The organism is Marinobacterium halophilum (assembly GCF_003014615.1).
GTDB classification, from domain to species: domain Bacteria; phylum Pseudomonadota; class Gammaproteobacteria; order Pseudomonadales; family Balneatricaceae; genus Marinobacterium; species Marinobacterium halophilum.
In genome coordinates, this window is record NZ_PYGI01000008.1 from 56,446 (window position 1) to 74,165 (window position 17,720).

At 55.9% G+C, this 17,720-nt stretch carries 15 protein-coding genes and 5 tRNA genes; all 20 read right to left on the reverse strand.

The features are described 5' to 3' along the window. Nucleotides 1-10 precede the first annotated feature (10 nt). The 20 genes from rpsG to CLV44_RS07185 all read right to left on the reverse strand — a co-directional run bounded on the left by rpsG (nucleotide 11) and on the right by CLV44_RS07185 (nucleotide 17,717). Nucleotides 11-481, reverse strand: a complete 471-nt coding sequence (gene rpsG / locus CLV44_RS07090) for a 30S ribosomal protein S7 (protein ID WP_106591425.1) — start codon at nucleotides 479-481, stop codon at nucleotides 11-13. A gap of 152 nt (nucleotides 482-633) precedes the next feature. Continuing rightward, nucleotides 634-1,008 carry a 30S ribosomal protein S12 gene (rpsL, locus tag CLV44_RS07095; protein WP_091826381.1) on the reverse strand — a complete coding sequence of 125 codons (375 nt, stop codon included), beginning with the start codon at nucleotides 1,006-1,008 and terminating at the stop codon, nucleotides 634-636. Between the two features lie 116 nt (nucleotides 1,009-1,124). Continuing rightward, a complete protein-coding gene (gene rpoC, locus CLV44_RS07100; RefSeq protein ID WP_106591426.1) occupies nucleotides 1,125-5,351 on the reverse strand; it encodes a DNA-directed RNA polymerase subunit beta' in 4,227 nt (1,408 codons plus the stop codon). A 69-nt stretch (nucleotides 5,352-5,420) separates the two neighbouring features. After that, the gene (gene rpoB / locus CLV44_RS07105) at nucleotides 5,421-9,521 is read right to left on the reverse strand and encodes a DNA-directed RNA polymerase subunit beta (protein ID WP_106591427.1); all 4,101 of its coding nucleotides are present in this window, start codon (nucleotides 9,519-9,521) and stop codon (nucleotides 5,421-5,423) included. Between the two features lie 176 nt (nucleotides 9,522-9,697). Continuing rightward, nucleotides 9,698-10,066, reverse strand: a complete 369-nt coding sequence (gene rplL, locus CLV44_RS07110; protein ID WP_106591428.1) for a 50S ribosomal protein L7/L12 — start codon at nucleotides 10,064-10,066, stop codon at nucleotides 9,698-9,700. Between the two features lie 70 nt (nucleotides 10,067-10,136). Beyond that, a complete protein-coding gene (gene rplJ / locus CLV44_RS07115) occupies nucleotides 10,137-10,631 on the reverse strand; it encodes a 50S ribosomal protein L10 (protein ID WP_106591429.1) in 495 nt (164 codons plus the stop codon). A 217-nt stretch (nucleotides 10,632-10,848) separates the two neighbouring features. After that, nucleotides 10,849-11,544 (reverse strand): 50S ribosomal protein L1, encoded by a 696-nt coding sequence (rplA, locus tag CLV44_RS07120; protein ID WP_106591430.1) that lies wholly within the window; start codon nucleotides 11,542-11,544, stop codon nucleotides 10,849-10,851. After that, nucleotides 11,544-11,978: a 50S ribosomal protein L11 gene (gene rplK, locus CLV44_RS07125; protein WP_106591431.1), complete on the reverse strand. Its 435-nt coding sequence runs from the start codon at nucleotides 11,976-11,978 to the stop codon at nucleotides 11,544-11,546. The genes rplA and rplK overlap by 1 nt, the downstream gene beginning before the upstream one ends. Before the next feature lie 90 nt (nucleotides 11,979-12,068). After that, nucleotides 12,069-12,611 (reverse strand): transcription termination/antitermination protein NusG, encoded by a 543-nt coding sequence (gene nusG, locus CLV44_RS07130; protein WP_211298097.1) that lies wholly within the window; start codon nucleotides 12,609-12,611, stop codon nucleotides 12,069-12,071. An 11-nt stretch (nucleotides 12,612-12,622) separates the two neighbouring features. Next, nucleotides 12,623-12,991, reverse strand: a complete 369-nt coding sequence (secE, locus tag CLV44_RS07135; RefSeq protein ID WP_106591432.1) for a preprotein translocase subunit SecE — start codon at nucleotides 12,989-12,991, stop codon at nucleotides 12,623-12,625. Between the two features lie 60 nt (nucleotides 12,992-13,051). Further along, a tRNA-Trp gene (locus CLV44_RS07140) sits at nucleotides 13,052-13,127 on the reverse strand. Nucleotides 13,128-13,193: 66 nt separating this feature from the next. Then, nucleotides 13,194-14,387 (reverse strand): elongation factor Tu, encoded by a 1,194-nt coding sequence (tuf, locus tag CLV44_RS07145; protein WP_106591433.1) that lies wholly within the window; start codon nucleotides 14,385-14,387, stop codon nucleotides 13,194-13,196. Nucleotides 14,388-14,476: 89 nt separating this feature from the next. After that, nucleotides 14,477-14,551: transfer RNA gene (locus tag CLV44_RS07150), tRNA-Thr, on the reverse strand. A 16-nt stretch (nucleotides 14,552-14,567) separates the two neighbouring features. After that, nucleotides 14,568-14,642: transfer RNA gene (locus tag CLV44_RS07155), tRNA-Gly, on the reverse strand. 11 nt (nucleotides 14,643-14,653) lie between these two features. Next, nucleotides 14,654-14,737 (reverse strand) — tRNA-Tyr (locus CLV44_RS07160). Between the two features lie 23 nt (nucleotides 14,738-14,760). Further along, a tRNA-Thr gene (locus CLV44_RS07165) sits at nucleotides 14,761-14,836 on the reverse strand. Between the two features lie 25 nt (nucleotides 14,837-14,861). Further along, nucleotides 14,862-15,509, reverse strand: coding sequence for a hypothetical protein (locus tag CLV44_RS07170; protein ID WP_106591434.1), 648 nt, complete (start codon nucleotides 15,507-15,509; stop codon nucleotides 14,862-14,864). A 4-nt stretch (nucleotides 15,510-15,513) separates the two neighbouring features. Next, on the reverse strand, nucleotides 15,514-16,239 hold the full coding sequence (locus CLV44_RS07175) for a type III pantothenate kinase (RefSeq protein ID WP_106591435.1): 726 nt from the start codon (nucleotides 16,237-16,239) through the stop codon (nucleotides 15,514-15,516). Then, nucleotides 16,226-17,200, reverse strand: coding sequence for a bifunctional biotin--[acetyl-CoA-carboxylase] ligase/biotin operon repressor BirA (birA, locus tag CLV44_RS07180; RefSeq protein WP_106591436.1), 975 nt, complete (start codon nucleotides 17,198-17,200; stop codon nucleotides 16,226-16,228). The genes CLV44_RS07175 and birA overlap by 14 nt, the downstream gene beginning before the upstream one ends. Further along, nucleotides 17,190-17,717 carry a dihydrofolate reductase gene (locus CLV44_RS07185; protein ID WP_106591437.1) on the reverse strand — a complete coding sequence of 176 codons (528 nt, stop codon included), beginning with the start codon at nucleotides 17,715-17,717 and terminating at the stop codon, nucleotides 17,190-17,192. The genes birA and CLV44_RS07185 overlap by 11 nt, the downstream gene beginning before the upstream one ends. Between the last annotated feature and the right edge of the window lie 3 nt (nucleotides 17,718-17,720).

Genomic DNA, 17,720 nt, shown 5'->3' on the forward strand with positions numbered 1-17,720 from the left:
CCTCTGAAGTTTAGAAGCGATAGTGAGCAAAAGCCTTGTTGGCTTCGGCCATACGATGCACGTCTTCACGTTTCTTGACCGCAGAACCACGTCCTTCAGCAGCGTCAGCCAATTCACCGGCCAGGCGCAGCGCCATGGACTTCTCACCACGCTTACGGGCAGCGTCTACCAACCAACGCATGGACAGAGCCATACGACGGGAAGGACGCACTTCAACCGGCACCTGGTAAGTAGCACCACCGACACGACGGGATTTAACCTCAACCAGCGGCTGAACGGTTTCCAGTGCCTTTTCGAACAGCTCAAGCGGATCCTGCTTGGTGCGTTCTTCAATTTTTTCCATCGCACCGTAAACGATACGCTCAGCGACAGACTTCTTGCCGTGAACCATCAGGTGGTTGATGAATTTTGCCAGTGTAATGTTACCGAATTTCGGATCCGGCAGGATCTCGCGCTTTGCAGCGACGCGTCTTCTTGGCATGGATAAGCCCTCTATAAAATGTTTCAGGTCTTCAGGATATGCGGAATGTATTCACATCCGCCCTTACTCTTATCGTCGTTCGGTCTGGCTTTTCAGCACTGCAACCCTAAGCGGGCACTGGCTGGAACAGCTTCACCGTCGGAGCGACGGGATCAGGACTTGGGACGCTTGGTACCGTACTTGGAACGACCCTGCTTACGGTCGTTAACACCGGAGCAGTCCAAAGAACCGCGAACAGTGTGGTAACGAACACCCGGAAGGTCTTTTACACGACCGCCACGGATCAGGACCACGGAGTGTTCCTGCAGGTTATGACCTTCACCACCGATGTAGGAAGACACTTCAAAGCCGTTGGTCAAGCGTACACGACATACTTTACGCAGAGCCGAGTTAGGCTTCTTCGGAGTAGTTGTGTAAACACGGGTACATACACCGCGACGCTGCGGGCAAGCTTCAAGCGCACGAACGTCGCTCTGCTGTACCTTGCGCTTACGCGGCTGGCGTACCAGCTGGTTAATCGTTGCCATTAAGCAAACTCCACGTTTGGTTTATAAGCACCATTGTAAAGCCGGAAATATATCCAGCACGAAAGGGCCGGAATTCTAATCAATTCCGGCCCCCTACGTCAATTATTGAGCAATATTTACTCAGCGTCCGGCGACATGGAGGCGTTGAGTGCTGCGGTCAGTGCCTGCTGCACCTCTTCCGCACTCACAGTCACACCTTCAGTTGCCATCTGACGTTTACGCTTGCGTTCGCTGTGATACGCCAGACCGGTACCAGCCGGAATCAGACGTCCCACAACTACGTTCTCTTTCAGACCACGCAGGAAGTCGCGCTTACCGGTTACCGCACCTTCAGTCAGTACGCGGGTTGTCTCCTGGAAGGAGGCCGCGGAGATGAAGGATTCGGTTGCCAGTGATGCCTTGGTAATACCCAGCAGTACACGTTCGTACTTGCACGGAATCTTGCCTTCGGCTTCCAGGCGCGTGTTCTGTGCAACGATTGCCGCATATTCAACCTGGTCACCCGGGATGAAATCGGAATCGCCGGTTTCCAGAATCTCGGCCTTGCGCAGCATCTGGCGCACGATCACTTCGATATGCTTATCGTTGATCGCTACACCCTGGAGGCGGTAAACCTCCTGGATTTCGCTGACGATGTAGTTGGCCAGCTCTTTGACACCCAGAATGCGCAGGATATCGTGAGCGTTGGACGGACCATCAGAGATGACCTCACCCTTCTCAACGGATTCGCCTTCGAATACGTTCAGGTTACGCCACTTCTGGATCATGATCTCGACCGGATCACTGCCATCGTTCGGCGTAATCACGATGCGACGCTTGCCTTTGGTCTCTTTACCGAAGGTCACGGCACCGGACACTTCTGCCAGTACAGCGGATTCTTTCGGCTTACGCGCTTCAAACAGGTCGGCAACACGCGGCAGACCACCGGTGATGTCCTTGTTGACCGAGCCTTCCTGCGGAATACGCGCCAGGATGTCACCGATCTGAACATCAGCACCGTCGTTCAGGTTCACGATCGCCTTGGCAGGCAGCAAATACTGCGCCGGCATTTCGGTACCCGGGTGGAATACGTTCTGACCGTTGGCATCAACCAACTTGATCATCGGACGAATATCCTTGCCCGCCTGCGGACGGTCCTTGGCATCCAGGATCTCGATCGTGGACAGACCGGTCAACTCATCCGTCTGACGCTTGATGGTAATACCATCATCCATGCCCACGTATTCGATCTTACCTGCCACCTCGGTGACGATCGGGTGGGTATGCGGATCCCAGTTGGCCACGACAGCGCCGGCATCGACCTTGGAACCATCACGTACCTTGATGATGGAACCGTACGGCAGCTTGTAACGCTCGCGCTCACGACCGTGTTCATCGGTCACACCGACTTCACCGGAACGAGAGGTCGCTACCAGGTTGCCATCGGTACGCTCAACATACTTCAGGTTATGCAGACGGATTTCACCGCCGTTCTTCACCTGGATGTTATCCACTGCTGCTGCTCGAGAAGCCGCACCACCGATGTGGAAAGTACGCATGGTCAGCTGTGTACCCGGCTCACCGATTGACTGCGCGGCAATAACGCCCACGGCTTCGCCACGGTTGACCAGATGTCCACGACCCAGGTCGCGACCATAACAGCTGGAACAGATACCGACCTTGGATTCACAGGCGATCGCTGAACGCACCATGATTTCGTCGATGCCACTGTAGGCTTCGTCGTTTTCCAGCAGGTATACCCAGGTTTCATCGATCAGCGTACCGGCCGGAATCAGGGTTTCACTTTCGCTCGGATCCAGCACGTCTTCAGCCACGACACGACCCAGCACGCGCTCACCCAGAGCCACGATTACATCGCCACCCTCGATCATCGGCTGCACCATGACGCCGCGGTCGGTACCGCAATCCACTTCGGTGATCACCACGTCCTGCGCCACGTCAACCAGTCGACGAGTCAGGTAACCGGAGTTCGCCGTTTTCAGTGCCGTATCCGCAAGACCCTTACGCGCACCGTGGGTCGAGATGAAGTACTGAAGTACGTTCAGACCTTCACGGAAGTTTGCCACGATCGGCGTTTCGATGATGGAGCCATCCGGCTTCGCCATCAGACCACGCATACCGGACAGCTGACGAATCTGGGCTGCACTGCCTCGTGCACCGGAGTCGGCCATCATGTAAACGGAGTTGAACGATTCCTGCTCGACCTGATTGCCTTCGGCGTCGGTGACGATATCAACCTTCAGGTTGTCCATCATCTTCTTGGCCAGCAATTCGTTGGCACGGGACCAGATATCGATAACCTTGTTGTACTTCTCGCCCTGGGTAACCAGACCGTCAGCAAACTGGCGCTCGATCTCTTTCACTTCGGCATCCGCCTCAGCGATGATCACGACCTTCTCATCCGGGATCTCGAAATCGTTTACGCCGATGGAAGAGCCGGACATGGTTGCCTGACGGAAACCCATGTACATCAGCTGGTCAGCAAAGATAACGGTATCTTTCAGACCGCAGCGACGGTACGCCTCGTTAAGCAGACGCGAGATCGACTTCTTCTTCATCGTCTGATCGACCAGATCGTACGGGAGGCCATCAGGTACGATATCAAACAACAGCGCACGACCGACCGTGGTGTCCTTCAGGCCGTAGCGCTTCTCAACGTTACCCTGAATGTCACGAATCACTTCGTGTACACGCACCTTGATACGCGCCTGCAGATGAACCTGACCGGCACCATGGGCACGCTGTACCTCTTTGATGTCGGAGAACATCATGCCAGTACCCGGTGCACCCATACGCTCACGGGTCATGTAATACAGACCCAGTACCACGTCCTGGGACGGTACGATGATCGGCTCGCCGTTCGCCGGTGACAGGATGTTGTTGGTCGACATCATCAAGGCACGGGCTTCAAGCTGTGCTTCGATGGTCAGCGGTACGTGTACCGCCATCTGGTCACCGTCAAAGTCGGCGTTGTACGCAGCACACACCAGCGGGTGCAGCTGAATAGCCTTACCTTCGATCAGAACCGGCTCAAACGCCTGGATACCCAAACGGTGAAGCGTCGGTGCACGGTTCAGCAGTACCGGATGCTCGCGGATGACCTCATCCAGGATATCCCATACCAGTGGCTCTTCGCGCTCGACCATTTTCTTCGCGGCCTTGATGGTGGTCGCATGACCACGCAGTTCCAGCTTGGAGAAGATGAACGGCTTGAACAGCTCCAGTGCCATTTTCTTCGGCAGACCGCACTGATGCAGACGCAGATACGGCCCCACCACGATAACGGAACGGCCGGAATAGTCGACACGCTTACCGAGCAGGTTCTGACGAAAACGACCCTGCTTACCCTTGATCATGTCAGCCAGGGACTTCAGCGGGCGCTTGTTGGAACCGGTGATCGCACGACCGCGACGACCGTTATCCAGCAGAGCATCCACGGATTCCTGCAACATGCGCTTCTCGTTACGCACGATGATATCAGGCGCATTCAGGTCAAGCAGACGCTTCAGACGGTTGTTACGGTTGATCACGCGGCGGTACAGATCATTCAGATCCGAGGTCGCGAAACGGCCACCATCCAGCGGTACCAGCGGACGCAGATCCGGCGGCAGTACCGGCAGCACTTCCATGATCATCCAGCCCGGGTTGTTGCCGGACTTGAGGAAGGCTTCCAGCAGCTTCAGACGCTTGGACAGCTTCTTGATCTTGGTCTCAGAGTTGGTCTGCGGCAGTTCTTCACGCAGCTGCTGGCACTCTTCTTCCAGATCGATGGACGCAAGCAGTTCCTTGATCGCTTCGGCACCCATGCGGGCATCGAATTCGTCAGCAAACTCTTCCAGTGCTTCGAAGTACTGTTCATCATTCAACAGCTGACCACGCTCAAGCGTGGTCATGCCCGGCTCGATCACGACAAATGATTCGAAGTACAGTACGCGCTCGATATCACGCAGAGTCATGTCCAGCATCAAACCGATACGGGACGGCAGTGATTTCAGGAACCAGATGTGGGCAACCGGAGACGCCAGCTCGATGTGGGCCATACGCTCACGACGCACCTTGGTCTGGGTTACTTCGACGCCACACTTCTCACAGATCACGCCACGGTGCTTCATGCGCTTGTACTTGCCGCACAGGCACTCGTAATCCTTCACCGGGCCAAAGATCTTGGCACAGAACAGACCGTCACGCTCCGGCTTGAAGGTACGGTAGTTGATCGTTTCCGGCTTTTTGACTTCACCGTAAGACCAGGAACGGATCATTTCCGGTGATGCCAGGGATACACGAATAGAGTCGAACTCTTCGGACTGCCCCTGGGATTTCAGCAGATTCAGCAAATCTTTCATTGTCTATAGCTCCTCGCGGAGTTCTCTGCGCCGGGACCCTCGGGTCCCGGCCTGGTGATCATTCAGGACTTACTCGCTCTCGAGCTCGATATCGATACCCAGAGAGCGGATCTCCTTGATCAACACGTTGAACGATTCCGGCATGCCCGGTTCCATACGGTGATCGCCGTCGACGATGTTCTTATACATCTTGGTACGGCCGTTCACATCATCCGACTTCACGGTCAGCATTTCCTGCAGCGTGTAGGCGGCACCGTAGGCTTCCAGTGCCCAGACTTCCATCTCACCGAAGCGCTGACCACCGAACTGCGCCTTACCACCCAGCGGCTGCTGGGTAACCAGGCTGTAGGAACCGGTAGAACGGGCGTGCATCTTGTCATCGACCAAGTGGTTCAACTTCAACATGTACATGTAGCCCACGGTCACCGGACGGTCAAAGATATCACCGGTACGGCCGTCATACAGACGTACCTGACCGCTGTCATCCATATCCGCCAGACGCAGCAGCGCCTTGACTTCGCTCTCCTTGGCACCATCGAATACCGGCGTTGCCAACGGCACACCGCCTTTCAGGTTATGGGCCAGTTCGAGGATTTCGGTATCGCTGAAGCTATCCAGATCTTCCTGACGACCGGCAGTCAAACCACCGTGATCATCGTTATAGATCTGACCCAGGAAGCTGCGCAGCGCCTTGACCTTCTCGGCCTTGGCCTGCTCGTCTTCCAGCATGACATTGATCTTGCGACCCAGACCTTTTGCCGCCATACCGAAGTGGGTTTCAAGAACCTGACCCACGTTCATACGCGACGGTACACCCAGCGGGTTGAGCACGATATCGACCGGCTCGCCATGGGCATCATAAGGCATGTCTTCAACCGGCATGATAACGGAGATAACACCCTTGTTACCGTGACGGCCGGCCATCTTGTCACCCGGCTGTACACGACGCTTGGTAGCAACGTAAACCTTAACGATCTTGAGCACGCCCGGAGCCAGGTCATCGCCGGTCTGCAGCTTGCTCTTCTTGTCTTCAAAACGCTTGTCGAGGTTCTCGCGACGCTCTTCCAGGTGCTTGCGCGCCAGGTCGAGTTCTTCGCTGATGGTTTCGTCAGCAACGCGAATCTTGAACCATTCGGATTTCTTCAGACCCGACAGGAACTCATCGGTCAGTGCATCGCCTTTCTTCAGGCCGGCACCGCCTTCAACGGTCAGGCCCACCAGCTTGCGCTGCAGACGCTCAAACGTTGCCTGCTCGACAATGCGGAACTCTTCGTTCAAGTCCTTGCGGATTGCGTCCAGCTCCGATTTTTCAATCGACAGGGCACGCTCATCACGCTGTACACCATCACGGGTAAATACCTGTACATCGATAACCTTGCCGATGGTACCGGTCTTCACGCGCAGAGAAGTATCCTTAACGTCGGACGCCTTCTCACCGAAGATCGCACGCAGCAGCTTCTCTTCCGGCGTCAGCTGGGTTTCGCCTTTCGGCGTTACCTTGCCGACCAGGATGTCGCCCGGACCCACTTCAGCACCGATGTGAACGATACCGGCTTCATCCAGCTTGGCCAGCGCCGACTCACCCACATTGGGGATATCGGAGGTAATCTCTTCAGGCCCCAGCTTGGTGTCACGTGCCACACAGGTCAGTTCCTGAATGTGGATCGTGGTGAAACGGTCTTCCTGAACCACACGCTCGGAGATGAGGATGGAGTCCTCGAAGTTGTAACCGTTCCACGGCATGAACGCGATGCGCATGTTCTGACCCAGAGCCAGCTCACCCAAGTCGACGGACGGACCGTCAGCCATGACATCACCACGCTGAACCGATTCGCCCGGACGGACGATGGAACGCTGGTTGATGCAGGTATTCTGGTTGGAACGCACGTATTTGGTCAGGTTGTAGATATCTACACCTGCGTCACCGGCATGTACTTCGTCATCATGGACACGAACAACCACACGCGCAGCATCGACAGACTCGATAATACCGCCACGACGAGCCACGACGCATACACCGGAGTCCTGTGCCACGTTGCGCTCGATACCGGTACCGACCAGCGGTTTTTCCGCACGCAGAGTCGGCACGGCCTGACGCTGCATGTTGGAACCCATCAAGGCTCGGTTGGCGTCATCGTGCTCCAGGAACGGGATCAGGGACGCAGCCACCGACACCACCTGGCGAGGAGACACGTCCATGTACTGGACACGTTCCGGACCCATAACGGTAAATTCGTTCAGGTGACGTACCGCAACCAGATCGTCGGTCAAACGACCTTCTTCGCTCATCGCAGCAGACGCCTGGGCGATCACGTACTTGTTCTCTTCAATCGCTGACAGGTAATCGATTTCATCGGTCACCTGGCCATCCACTACACGACGGTACGGTGTTTCCAGGAAGCCGTAATCGTTAGTGCGAGCAAAGACTGCCAGCGAGTTGATCAGACCGATGTTCGGACCTTCAGGGGTCTCGATCGGACATACACGACCATAATGCGTCGGGTGTACGTCGCGGACCTCAAAGCCTGCACGCTCACGGGTCAGACCGCCCGGGCCCAATGCAGAGACACGACGCTTGTGCGTGATCTCGGACAGCGGGTTGTTCTGGTCCATGAACTGGGACAGCTGGCTGGAACCGAAGAATTCCTTGACCGCTGCTGCCACTGGCTTGGCGTTGATCAGATCCTGCGGCATCAGGTTGTCGGACTCCGCCATCGACAGACGCTCACGCACGGCACGCTCAACACGGACCAGACCTACACGGAACTGGTTCTCGGCCATTTCACCGACTGAACGGATACGACGGTTACCCAGGTGGTCGATATCATCGACGGTACCTTTGCCGTTACGGATCTCGATCAGGGTCTTCATGACATCCAAGATGTCATCCTTGTCCAGCACACCGGAACCGGTCACGGCTTCGCGACCCAGACGGCGGTTGAACTTCATGCGGCCAACGCCCGACAGGTCGTAACGCTCGTCAGAGAAGAATAGATTCTCGAACAGCGCTTCTGCGGATTCCTTGGTGGGCGGCTCGCCCGGACGCATCATGCGGTAGATTTCAACCAATGCTTCCAGCTGGTTGCGGGTCGGGTCGATACGCAGAGTGTCTGAAATGAACGATCCGCAGTCCAGATCGTTGGTATACAGTGTCTCGATGCGATCGATGCCCAGCACCTGCATCTTGGCGATCAGTTCTTCCGTGATCTCGGCGTTGCAATTGGCAACCAGTTCACCGGTACTCGGATCTACCAGGTTACGAGCCAGCGCCTTGCCAATCAGGTATTCAGCCGGCACTTCCAGCTGCTGCATGCCGGCCTTATCCATCTGACGGATATGACGCGGGGTAATGCGGCGGCCTGCTTCAACGATGACATTGCCTTCCGGATCCTTGATCTCGAACGACATGGTTTCACCACGCAGACGTTCCGCGATCAGGTCCATCCAGATGGCATCCTGCTCCAGCGTCCAGCCGGTGGTGTCGAAGAAGGTTTCCAGCACTTCTTCCGCTTCATAACCCAGCGCACGCAGCAGAATCGTAGCCGGCAACTTGCGACGGCGGTCGATACGCACGAACAGGCTGTCCTTGGGGTCAAACTCGAAATCGAGCCATGAACCACGGTAAGGAATGATACGGGCAGAGTAAAGGAGCTTGCCGGAGGAGTGTGTCTTGCCCTTGTCGTGGTCGAAGAACACACCCGGAGAACGGTGCAACTGGGACACAATTACACGTTCGGTACCATTGACAACAAAGGTACCATTTTCAGTCATCAGGGGCATTTCGCCCATGTAGACTTCCTGCTCCTTGATGTCCTTGACCGCTTTGGTAGATGAATCACGGTCGTAGATCACCAGGCGCACTTTGACGCGCAGAGGCGCTGCGTAAGTAATACCACGCTGCTGACACTCTTTCACGTCGAATACGGGTTCGCCCAAGCGATAACCAGCATACTCAAGAGCGGCGTTGCCAGAGTAAGAGACAATTGGAAATACGGAATTGAACGCAGCATGCAAGCCTTCGTCACGACGTCCTTCGCCAGCGTTGCCATCCTGCAGGAAACGACGATAAGAGTCGAGCTGAATTGCCAACAGGTATGGCACATCCATAACCTGCCGCAACTTAGCGAAATTCTTGCGAATGCGTTTCTTCTCAGTATATGAATAAGCCATCAGTGTTCCCCAGCATCTGCACCCAGGTTGAGAAGCCAGTCCTTCGCATGCCTGCGAATGGGCTGTGTAGCCATTATTTATTTGCTGTCATAAATAACGGAAAAAGGCCGGTGGCGCTTCGCCACCAGCCATACGCTTTTAAGCAGTGTTAAGCCGCTTTCTGCGCATTTACGCGATTACTTGAGCTCAACAGATGCGCCAGCTTCTTCCAGCTCTTTCTTCAACGCTTCGGCTTCGTCCTTGGACACGCCTTCTTTAACGGTAGCCGGAGCACCGTCAACCATTGCCTTGGCTTCTTTCAGGCCCAGACCGGTTGCGCCGCGAACAGCTTTGATTACGTTAACTTTCTTCTCGCCAGCAGCGGTCAGAACAACGTCAAATTCAGTCTGTTCTTCAGCAGCAGCAGCATCACCAGCCGGACCGGCCATAACGGCAGCAGCAGCGGTAACACCGAATTTTTCTTCCATTGCTTCGATCAGAGCAACAACGTCTTTTACAGACATTTCAGCAACAGCGTTGATGATATCTTCGTGAGTCAGAGACATGATTCAAATCCTGATAATTGGGTAGAGCGATAGCTCGTTAAAACATTCAGAAAGGTGCCAACGCGATGCGTTATGCAGCTTCCTGCTCTTTCTGGTCGCGAATAGCCGCAATGGTACGAACCAGCTTGCCAGCCGAAGCTTCTTTGAGAACGCTCATCAGCTTGGCGATTGCTTCGTCGTACGTCGGCAGGCTTGCCAGCATTGTGATATCGACCAATTCGCCTTCGAACGCAGCAGTTTTCAGTTCAAACTGCTCGTTACCTTTCGCGAAATCCTTAAGGATACGCGCACCGGCACCGGGATGCTCGGTGGAGAATGCGATGATGGTCGGACCGACAAAGCTGTCCTGCAGACATGCGTAGTCAGTGCCTTCTACTGCGCGACGAGCCAGTGTATTACGTACGACTTTCAGCCATACGCCATTTTCACGGGCTTCTTTACGCAGAGTAGTCATCTGCTCAACAGTTACGCCGCGAGAATCGGCAACAACTGCAGACAGAGCAGACTTGGCAGCTTCCTGGACTTCAGCGACGATCGCTTTTTTGTCTTCGAGTCCTAATGCCACGATTTACTCCTGGATTTAGTCTTTCGACTGTTTACCAACCGTCCCTTGCGGGACTTCTGAGTACGGTGGTTTAGATTCGCGTGAATCTCACCGTCTGCGCAGGCTGGTGATTCCATTAAGATGCCGCCACCCGAAGGTGTAGCACCACCTGCGGTCTTTGACGGCCTTCGTCTCTGTATTACAGGTCACGAAGACCCTCAAAAAACCTTTACGTCGATCAGAAGCTCAGAGAGGACTGATCGATCGCCAAACCCGGGCCCATGGTAGTGGACAGGGTAATTTTCTTAACGTACACACCCTTGGCAGAAGAAGGCTTCAGCTTCTTCAATTCAGCCAACAGTGCTTCCACGTTTTCCTTAACAGACTGGCCTTCGAAGCCCAGCTTGCCTACGGAGCAATGGATGATACCGTTCTTGTCAGTACGGAAACGTACCTGACCAGCTTTGGCGTTGTTGACAGCAGTGGTCACATCCGGAGTCACGGTGCCGACTTTCGGGTTCGGCATCAGGCCACGCGGGCCCAGGATCTGACCCAGCTGACCCACGACGCGCATGGCGTCCGGAGTCGCGATCACAACATCAAAGTCCAGATTGCCGGCCTTGATCTGTTCAGCCAGATCATCAAAACCAACAATATCGGCACCTGCTGCCTTGGCTTTCTCAGCGTTTTCACCCTGAGCAAACACAGCAACACGAACGTCTTTACCAGTACCGTTCGGCAGTACGCTGGAGCCGCGAACAACCTGATCGGATTTACGCGGGTCAACACCCAGGTTCACGGCGACGTCAACAGACTCGGTGAACTTGACTGCAGAGATTTCACCCAGCAGAGCAACTGCGTCTGCTACCGGATAAAGCTTGCCGCTTTCAACCTTCTCACGGATCGCCTTCTGGCGTTTAGTCAGCTTAGCCATTACTCATCACCCTCTACGACCAGACCCATGGAACGAGCGCTACCAGCGATAGTACGAACCGCAGCATCCATGTCGGACGCAGTCAGGTCGGGCTGCTTGGTAGTAGCGATTTCTTCCAGCTGAGCGCGGGTAACAGTACCCACTTTCTCAGTGTTCGGACGCGCAGAACCGCTTTTCAGACCAGCCGCTTTTTTCAGCAGGATCGCTGCCGGCGGAGTCTTGGTGATAAAAGTAAAGCTGCGGTCACTGTATACAGTGATAACAACCGGCACCGGCAGACCCGGCTCCATACCCTGGGTCTGTGCGTTGAACGCTTTACAGAACTCCATGATGTTGACACCGTGCTGACCCAGAGCCGGACCTACTGGAGGACTCGGGTTAGCCTGACCTGCTTTTACCTGCAGCTTGATATAAGCGTTAATCTTCTTAGCCATTAAGCTACTCCTTTGGGTTCAAACGCCACGCAGGCTCCCCATTCATTACAACAACGAAAACCGCCTTGCGGCGGCTTCGTTCACTGAACCTCAGGCCTTTTCGACCTGGGTAAATTCCAGCTCAACCGGAGTCGAGCGACCAAAGATGAGTACAGCCACGTGCAGCCGGTTCTTCTCATAGTTAACTTCTTCGACAACGCCGTTAAAGTCAGCAAAAGGACCGTCGATGACACGCACCATCTCACCCGGTTCAAATACAGTCTTGGGCCGCGGCTTATCGGTACCGCTTTCAACACGCTGCAGGATTTCCTGCGCTTCTTTCTCGGTAATCGGTGCCGGCTTGTCCGCCGTTCCGCCGATGAAGCCCATCACACGCGGCGTATTTTTGACCAAGTGCCAGGTTTCATCATTCATGACCATCTGCACGAGGACATAACCCGGATAAAACTTGCGCTCTGACTTGCGCTTCTTACCATCACGAATTTCGACCACTTCTTCGGTCGGAACCAGTACATCACCGAACAGATCATGCATGCCGTGCAGCTCGATCCGCTCTTTCAAACCATTCATGACGCGCTTTTCATAGCCGGAGTAGGCATGCACGACATACCAGCGCTTCTTGTCCATGTCCATGCTTACACCTCTTAACCAATAGCGCCGGAAACCAGCCACCCCAACAGGGAATCAAGACCCCAGAGCGCCAGACCGACCAACAAAACAGCCAATACAACAATAGCGGTAGTCTGCAGCGTTTCCTGACGTGTCGGCCAGACAACCCTGCGAATTTCATTCTTGGCTTCTTTAAACAGCTGGAAGAACGCCTTGCCTTTCGCTGTCTGCAGCGCGATAAAACCCGCAGCAACCGCCAACGCAACCAGCGCGAGAACGCGGTACAACAGAGACTCGCCAGCAAAAATGGAGTTCCCTACAACACCAGCCGCAACCAATGCAACAACGACAACCCATTTAAGGCTATCGAGCTTAGATCCTTCGGAAGTCACTTTAGAGTTCACGCTTGGAGCCTCGGCTTAATGAAAGCTTGCGCTTTGTGTGATGCCAAACCCGATTGGGAATGGCAGGCCAGGAGGGACTCGAACCCCCAACCTGCGGTTTTGGAGACCGCTGCTCTGCCAATTGAGCCACTGGCCTGTTGCGTAACAGGGAGGTACATTATATGCGCCTCCCTACCTGCATGCAACAGGTTTTTGTCATTGATTAGGCGATGATTTTAGCCACAACGCCTGCACCAACGGTACGGCCGCCTTCACGGATAGCGAAGCGCAGGCCTTCTTCCATTGCGATCGGGTTGATCAGAGTAACGGTCATCTGAACATTGTCACCCGGCATTACCATCTCAACACCTTCCGGCAGTTCACACGCGCCAGTGATGTCAGTGGTACGGAAGTAGAACTGCGGACGGTAGCCCTTGAAGAACGGAGTGTGACGACCGCCTTCTTCCTTGCTCAGTACGTAGACTTCGCCTTCGAACTGGGTGTGCGGCTTGATTGAACCCGGCTTGCACAGTACCTGACCACGCTCAACGTCGTCACGCTTGGTGCCACGCAGCAGCGCACCAACGTTCTCGCCTGCACGACCCTGGTCCAGCAGCTTGCGGAACATCTCAACACCAGTACAGGTAGTCTTGGTGGTGTCCTTGACGCCAACGATTTCGATCTCGTCGCCGACATTCAGGATGCCACGCTCGATACGACCGGTAACAACAGTACCACGACCAGAGATAGAGAATACGTCCTCGATCGGCATCAGGAACGGCATGTCAATCGCACGCTCCGGTTCCGGGATGTACTCGTCCAGAGTCTCAACCAGCCTCTTCACAGCAGAAGTACCGAAACCGTGCTCGTCTTCGCCGTTCAGTGCCATCAGCGCAGAACCGATTACGATCGGAGTGTCGTCACCCGGGAAGTCGTACTGATCAAGAAGTTCGCGAACTTCCATCTCTACCAGTTCCAGCAGCTCTTCGTCATCAACCATGTCAGCCTTGTTCAGGAACACGACGATGTACGGTACGCCTACCTGACGAGACAGCAGGATGTGCTCACGCGTCTGCGGCATGGGGCCGTCAGCAGCAGAACATACCAGGATCGCGCCGTCCATCTGCGCAGCACCGGTGATCATGTTCTTGACGTAGTCGGCGTGTCCCGGGCAGTCAACGTGCGCGTAGTGGCGAGCCGGAGACTCGTACTCTACGTGAGAGGTAGAGATGGTGATACCACGCTCACGCTCTTCCGGTGCATTGTCGATACCGTCGAAGGCAACGGCTGCGCCGCCCCATACTTCTGCACAAACGCGGGTCAGTGCAGCAGTCAGTGTGGTTTTGCCGTGGTCAACGTGGCCGATAGTACCTACGTTAACGTGCGGCTTGTTACGTTCAAATGCTTGCTTAGCCATCGAGAGGTCAACCTGATCAAGTCGTTTCGGGGGACGCCAAATACAACAAAGGGCAGATATATTTCTATATCTACCCTCTGCGTTCAATCTGGAGCTCATGGGCGGAATTGAACCGCCGACCTCACCCTTACCAAGGGTGTGCTCTACCCCTGAGCTACATGAGCATAACTTTTTCTTCGTTGGAGCGGGTAGCGGGAATCGAACCCGCCTCTTCAGCTTGGAAGGCTGAGGTAATAGCCACTATACCATACCCGCTTTAACGGAGATGGTGGTGGGAGGTGGATTCGAACCACCGAAGCTTGCGCGTCAGATTTACAGTCTGATCCCTTTGGCCACTCGGGAACCCCACCAGCCTTTCAAACGCTTCTCAAGATGGTGCCGGCACGAGGAGTCGAACCCCGGACCTACTGATTACAAGTCAGTTGCTCTACCAACTGAGCTATACCGGCTTTGTCTTGCGAAGTGGTGCGTATCTTACTGATCCTGTTGGGGGTGTGCAACCCCTTCACACAATTTTTTTTCTATTTTTATTCCCGGCCAGCCACCGGCCAATATCTGCTGCAGCCGCTGTTCGACATTTTGCGCTTCCGGCACCCGGGTGAAAATCTGCTGCAGCGGTACGCTATCCCGTATCGGCTGACGCTGCGCCGTCAACTCCAAGACAGACGCAATCGCGGCCTGCTCGATATCAGCTTCCTGCCGGGCCTGCTCACCCAGAAACGGCCCCAACACAAAATGACCCGATTCCGTTTGCGGCACCCAACCCGCCAGAGCCAACTGATCAAGCAAGCTCAGCTCGGCGGCCGCATCTGCCGGACGCGGCAGAACCAGCCGGTATCCGATCACGGCCGCCGGTGCCGGATGCACCTCGGCATCAAATCCTCGCTCCTGCAGCCGCTCAGCCGCACGCAGGGCCTCCTGAGGTGACGCAAACAGGCCAATACGGTGACATTCGCTCGCCCTTGGCTGCAGCGACTCACCACCCCCCAGCTCATGCAGCAAATGCAGCCGACTGATCTCTTCGGTCGACACCGTTACGCGCTCGCCTTCCTGCTGCTGGGCATACCAAAGCAGTACCAACGCATTCATCAACAGCAGCAGCAGTGCCAGCCAGCGCAACATCAATTTACTCCAGAGCCCATGACAAGCCATCCATCACCAGATCCGGGCACCATTCAGCTTCAGGGATCATTTCCGCCAGCTGGGCACCATCACCTCCCGTCACAACCACTGTGCGCGCTTTCACCCGCCCCGGCATCCCGGCACGCAATAGTTGAGCCAGCGCCAGCAATTGCAGATTGGCACCATGGGCAACCGCACTGCTGGTATCACAACCAGGCAGAACCGATGCCTGCTCCACTTCGCGCTCCACGCGAATCTCGGCCGTATTCCCCAGCAGGGACTGCTGCATCAGGCGCAACCCCGGCAAAATGTAGCCACCGCCGTGCCGCCCCTGATCATCCAGCAGATCTACCGTGATCGCGCTGCCACAATCAACCACCCAACAGGCCTTACCGATACGATTCCAAGCCGCCAGCATCGCCAGCCAACGATCTACCCCCATGCGCTCGGGGCAGGCGTAGCTGTTGACGACCCCGGCAGCGGCGGCCGCGCTGTACGCCTGCTCAACCGGCAGTTGCCAACGCTGCTGTACCGCTGCTGTCAGCGCACTATTCACACCATCTCCAGCAACCGATGACAGCCATACGCGGCTGGGTAAATACGGACACTCGACCAACTGTTCGGCTGAAAACCCAGCCGTCGACCAGCGCCCACGCGCCAGCACGACACCCGCATCCAGCAAACGCCATTTGATAAACGTATTACCCGCGTCCAACTCAAGCCGTTTCATGTGCGCGTACACTCACTTCACCGCCATGAAAGACTTCATGCCCCTTATCAGTCTCCAACCTCAAGCCCCCCTGATCAGTGACGCCCAGGCACACACCCTCATAACGGTGGACACCCGATACCAGCCGCACGGTACGGCCCTGAAAGACATTGGCCGCTTCCCAGTCGGCGCGCAGCTGGGCAAAACCACCGGACTCGAACCGGTGCAGCACCTTGACCAGCTCAGCCACCAATGTGGACAGCAGTACGGTGCGCTGCCCCTCAAAACCGAGACTGCGCAGATCGGTGCAGGGCTGATCCAGCTGCTCGGCCAGATCGGTCGGCAGCGCCACATTCAAACCAACCCCGATCGCTACCTGACACTCACCGGCGGCATCGCCACTGAGCTCAATCAGGATGCCCGCCAGCTTGGCTTCCCCAACCAGCAGGTCATTGGGCCACTTCAACCCGACACCCTCAAGCCCCATCCGCGCCAGCGCCTGCTGCAAGGCCAACCCCACCGCCAGACTCAAGCCTTCCAGTGCGGCGACACCGCTATTAAAACGCCAGGCCAGAGTAAAACAGAGGCTGGATGCCAGCGGACTGAGCCATTCGCGCCCCCGCCGTCCGCGCCCTGCGTGCTGATACTCGGCCACATAAAGCCCTGTACGCACACCGGACCGCATCGCCTGCAGGGCACGAGCATTGGTCGAATCGATCTCCGTTGCCACTTCAACCGTCTGTAAACGGTCAGCCACACCCAGCGCGCACAACTGTGCCGCAAGTGCCTCTGCGTCGATCAGGTCAAGTCCACCCGGCAATCGGTATCCGCGCCCCTTGACGCTGTACAGCTCCAGCTCCAGATCCTGCAACCGCTGCATATGCTTCCATACCGCGCTACGACTGATCCCCAGCGTGCGTCCAAGCTCACTGCCCGAATGAAATGCACCATCCGCCAGCACCGCGAGCAATCTATCCAGCATGAGCATCCTCTGCCGCACTGCGCTCCAGCACAATAAAACTGTAATCGTAAGGATTGGGTTCAATGGCTGGAAAATCTTCCCGCGCCAATTCCTGCCATTCGCTGGACGACAACTCGGGGAAGAAGGCATCGCCTTCAATTTCGGCATGCACCTGAGTCAGATACAAACGATCCGCCCGCGGCAAACAAAGCGTGTAGATTTCGGCACCGCCGATCACCACGGCTTCATCGACACCATCAATCAACGCCAGACTCTCCCCCAGCGCCAAGCCTTCGTCGAGGCCGTGTACTACACGCACACCCGGATGAGTCCATGCAGGGTCACGGGTGATGATAATATTGGTGCGCCCCGGCAGGGGCCGCCCGATCGACTCGAAGGTCTTGCGCCCCATGATGATCGGCTTGCCGAGGGTGACCCGCTTGAAATACTTCAGATCCTCCGGCAGATACCAGGGCAGTTTGTTATCGATACCGATCACCCGGTTGAGTGACTGGGCAACAATCATGGCCAGACGCATGTT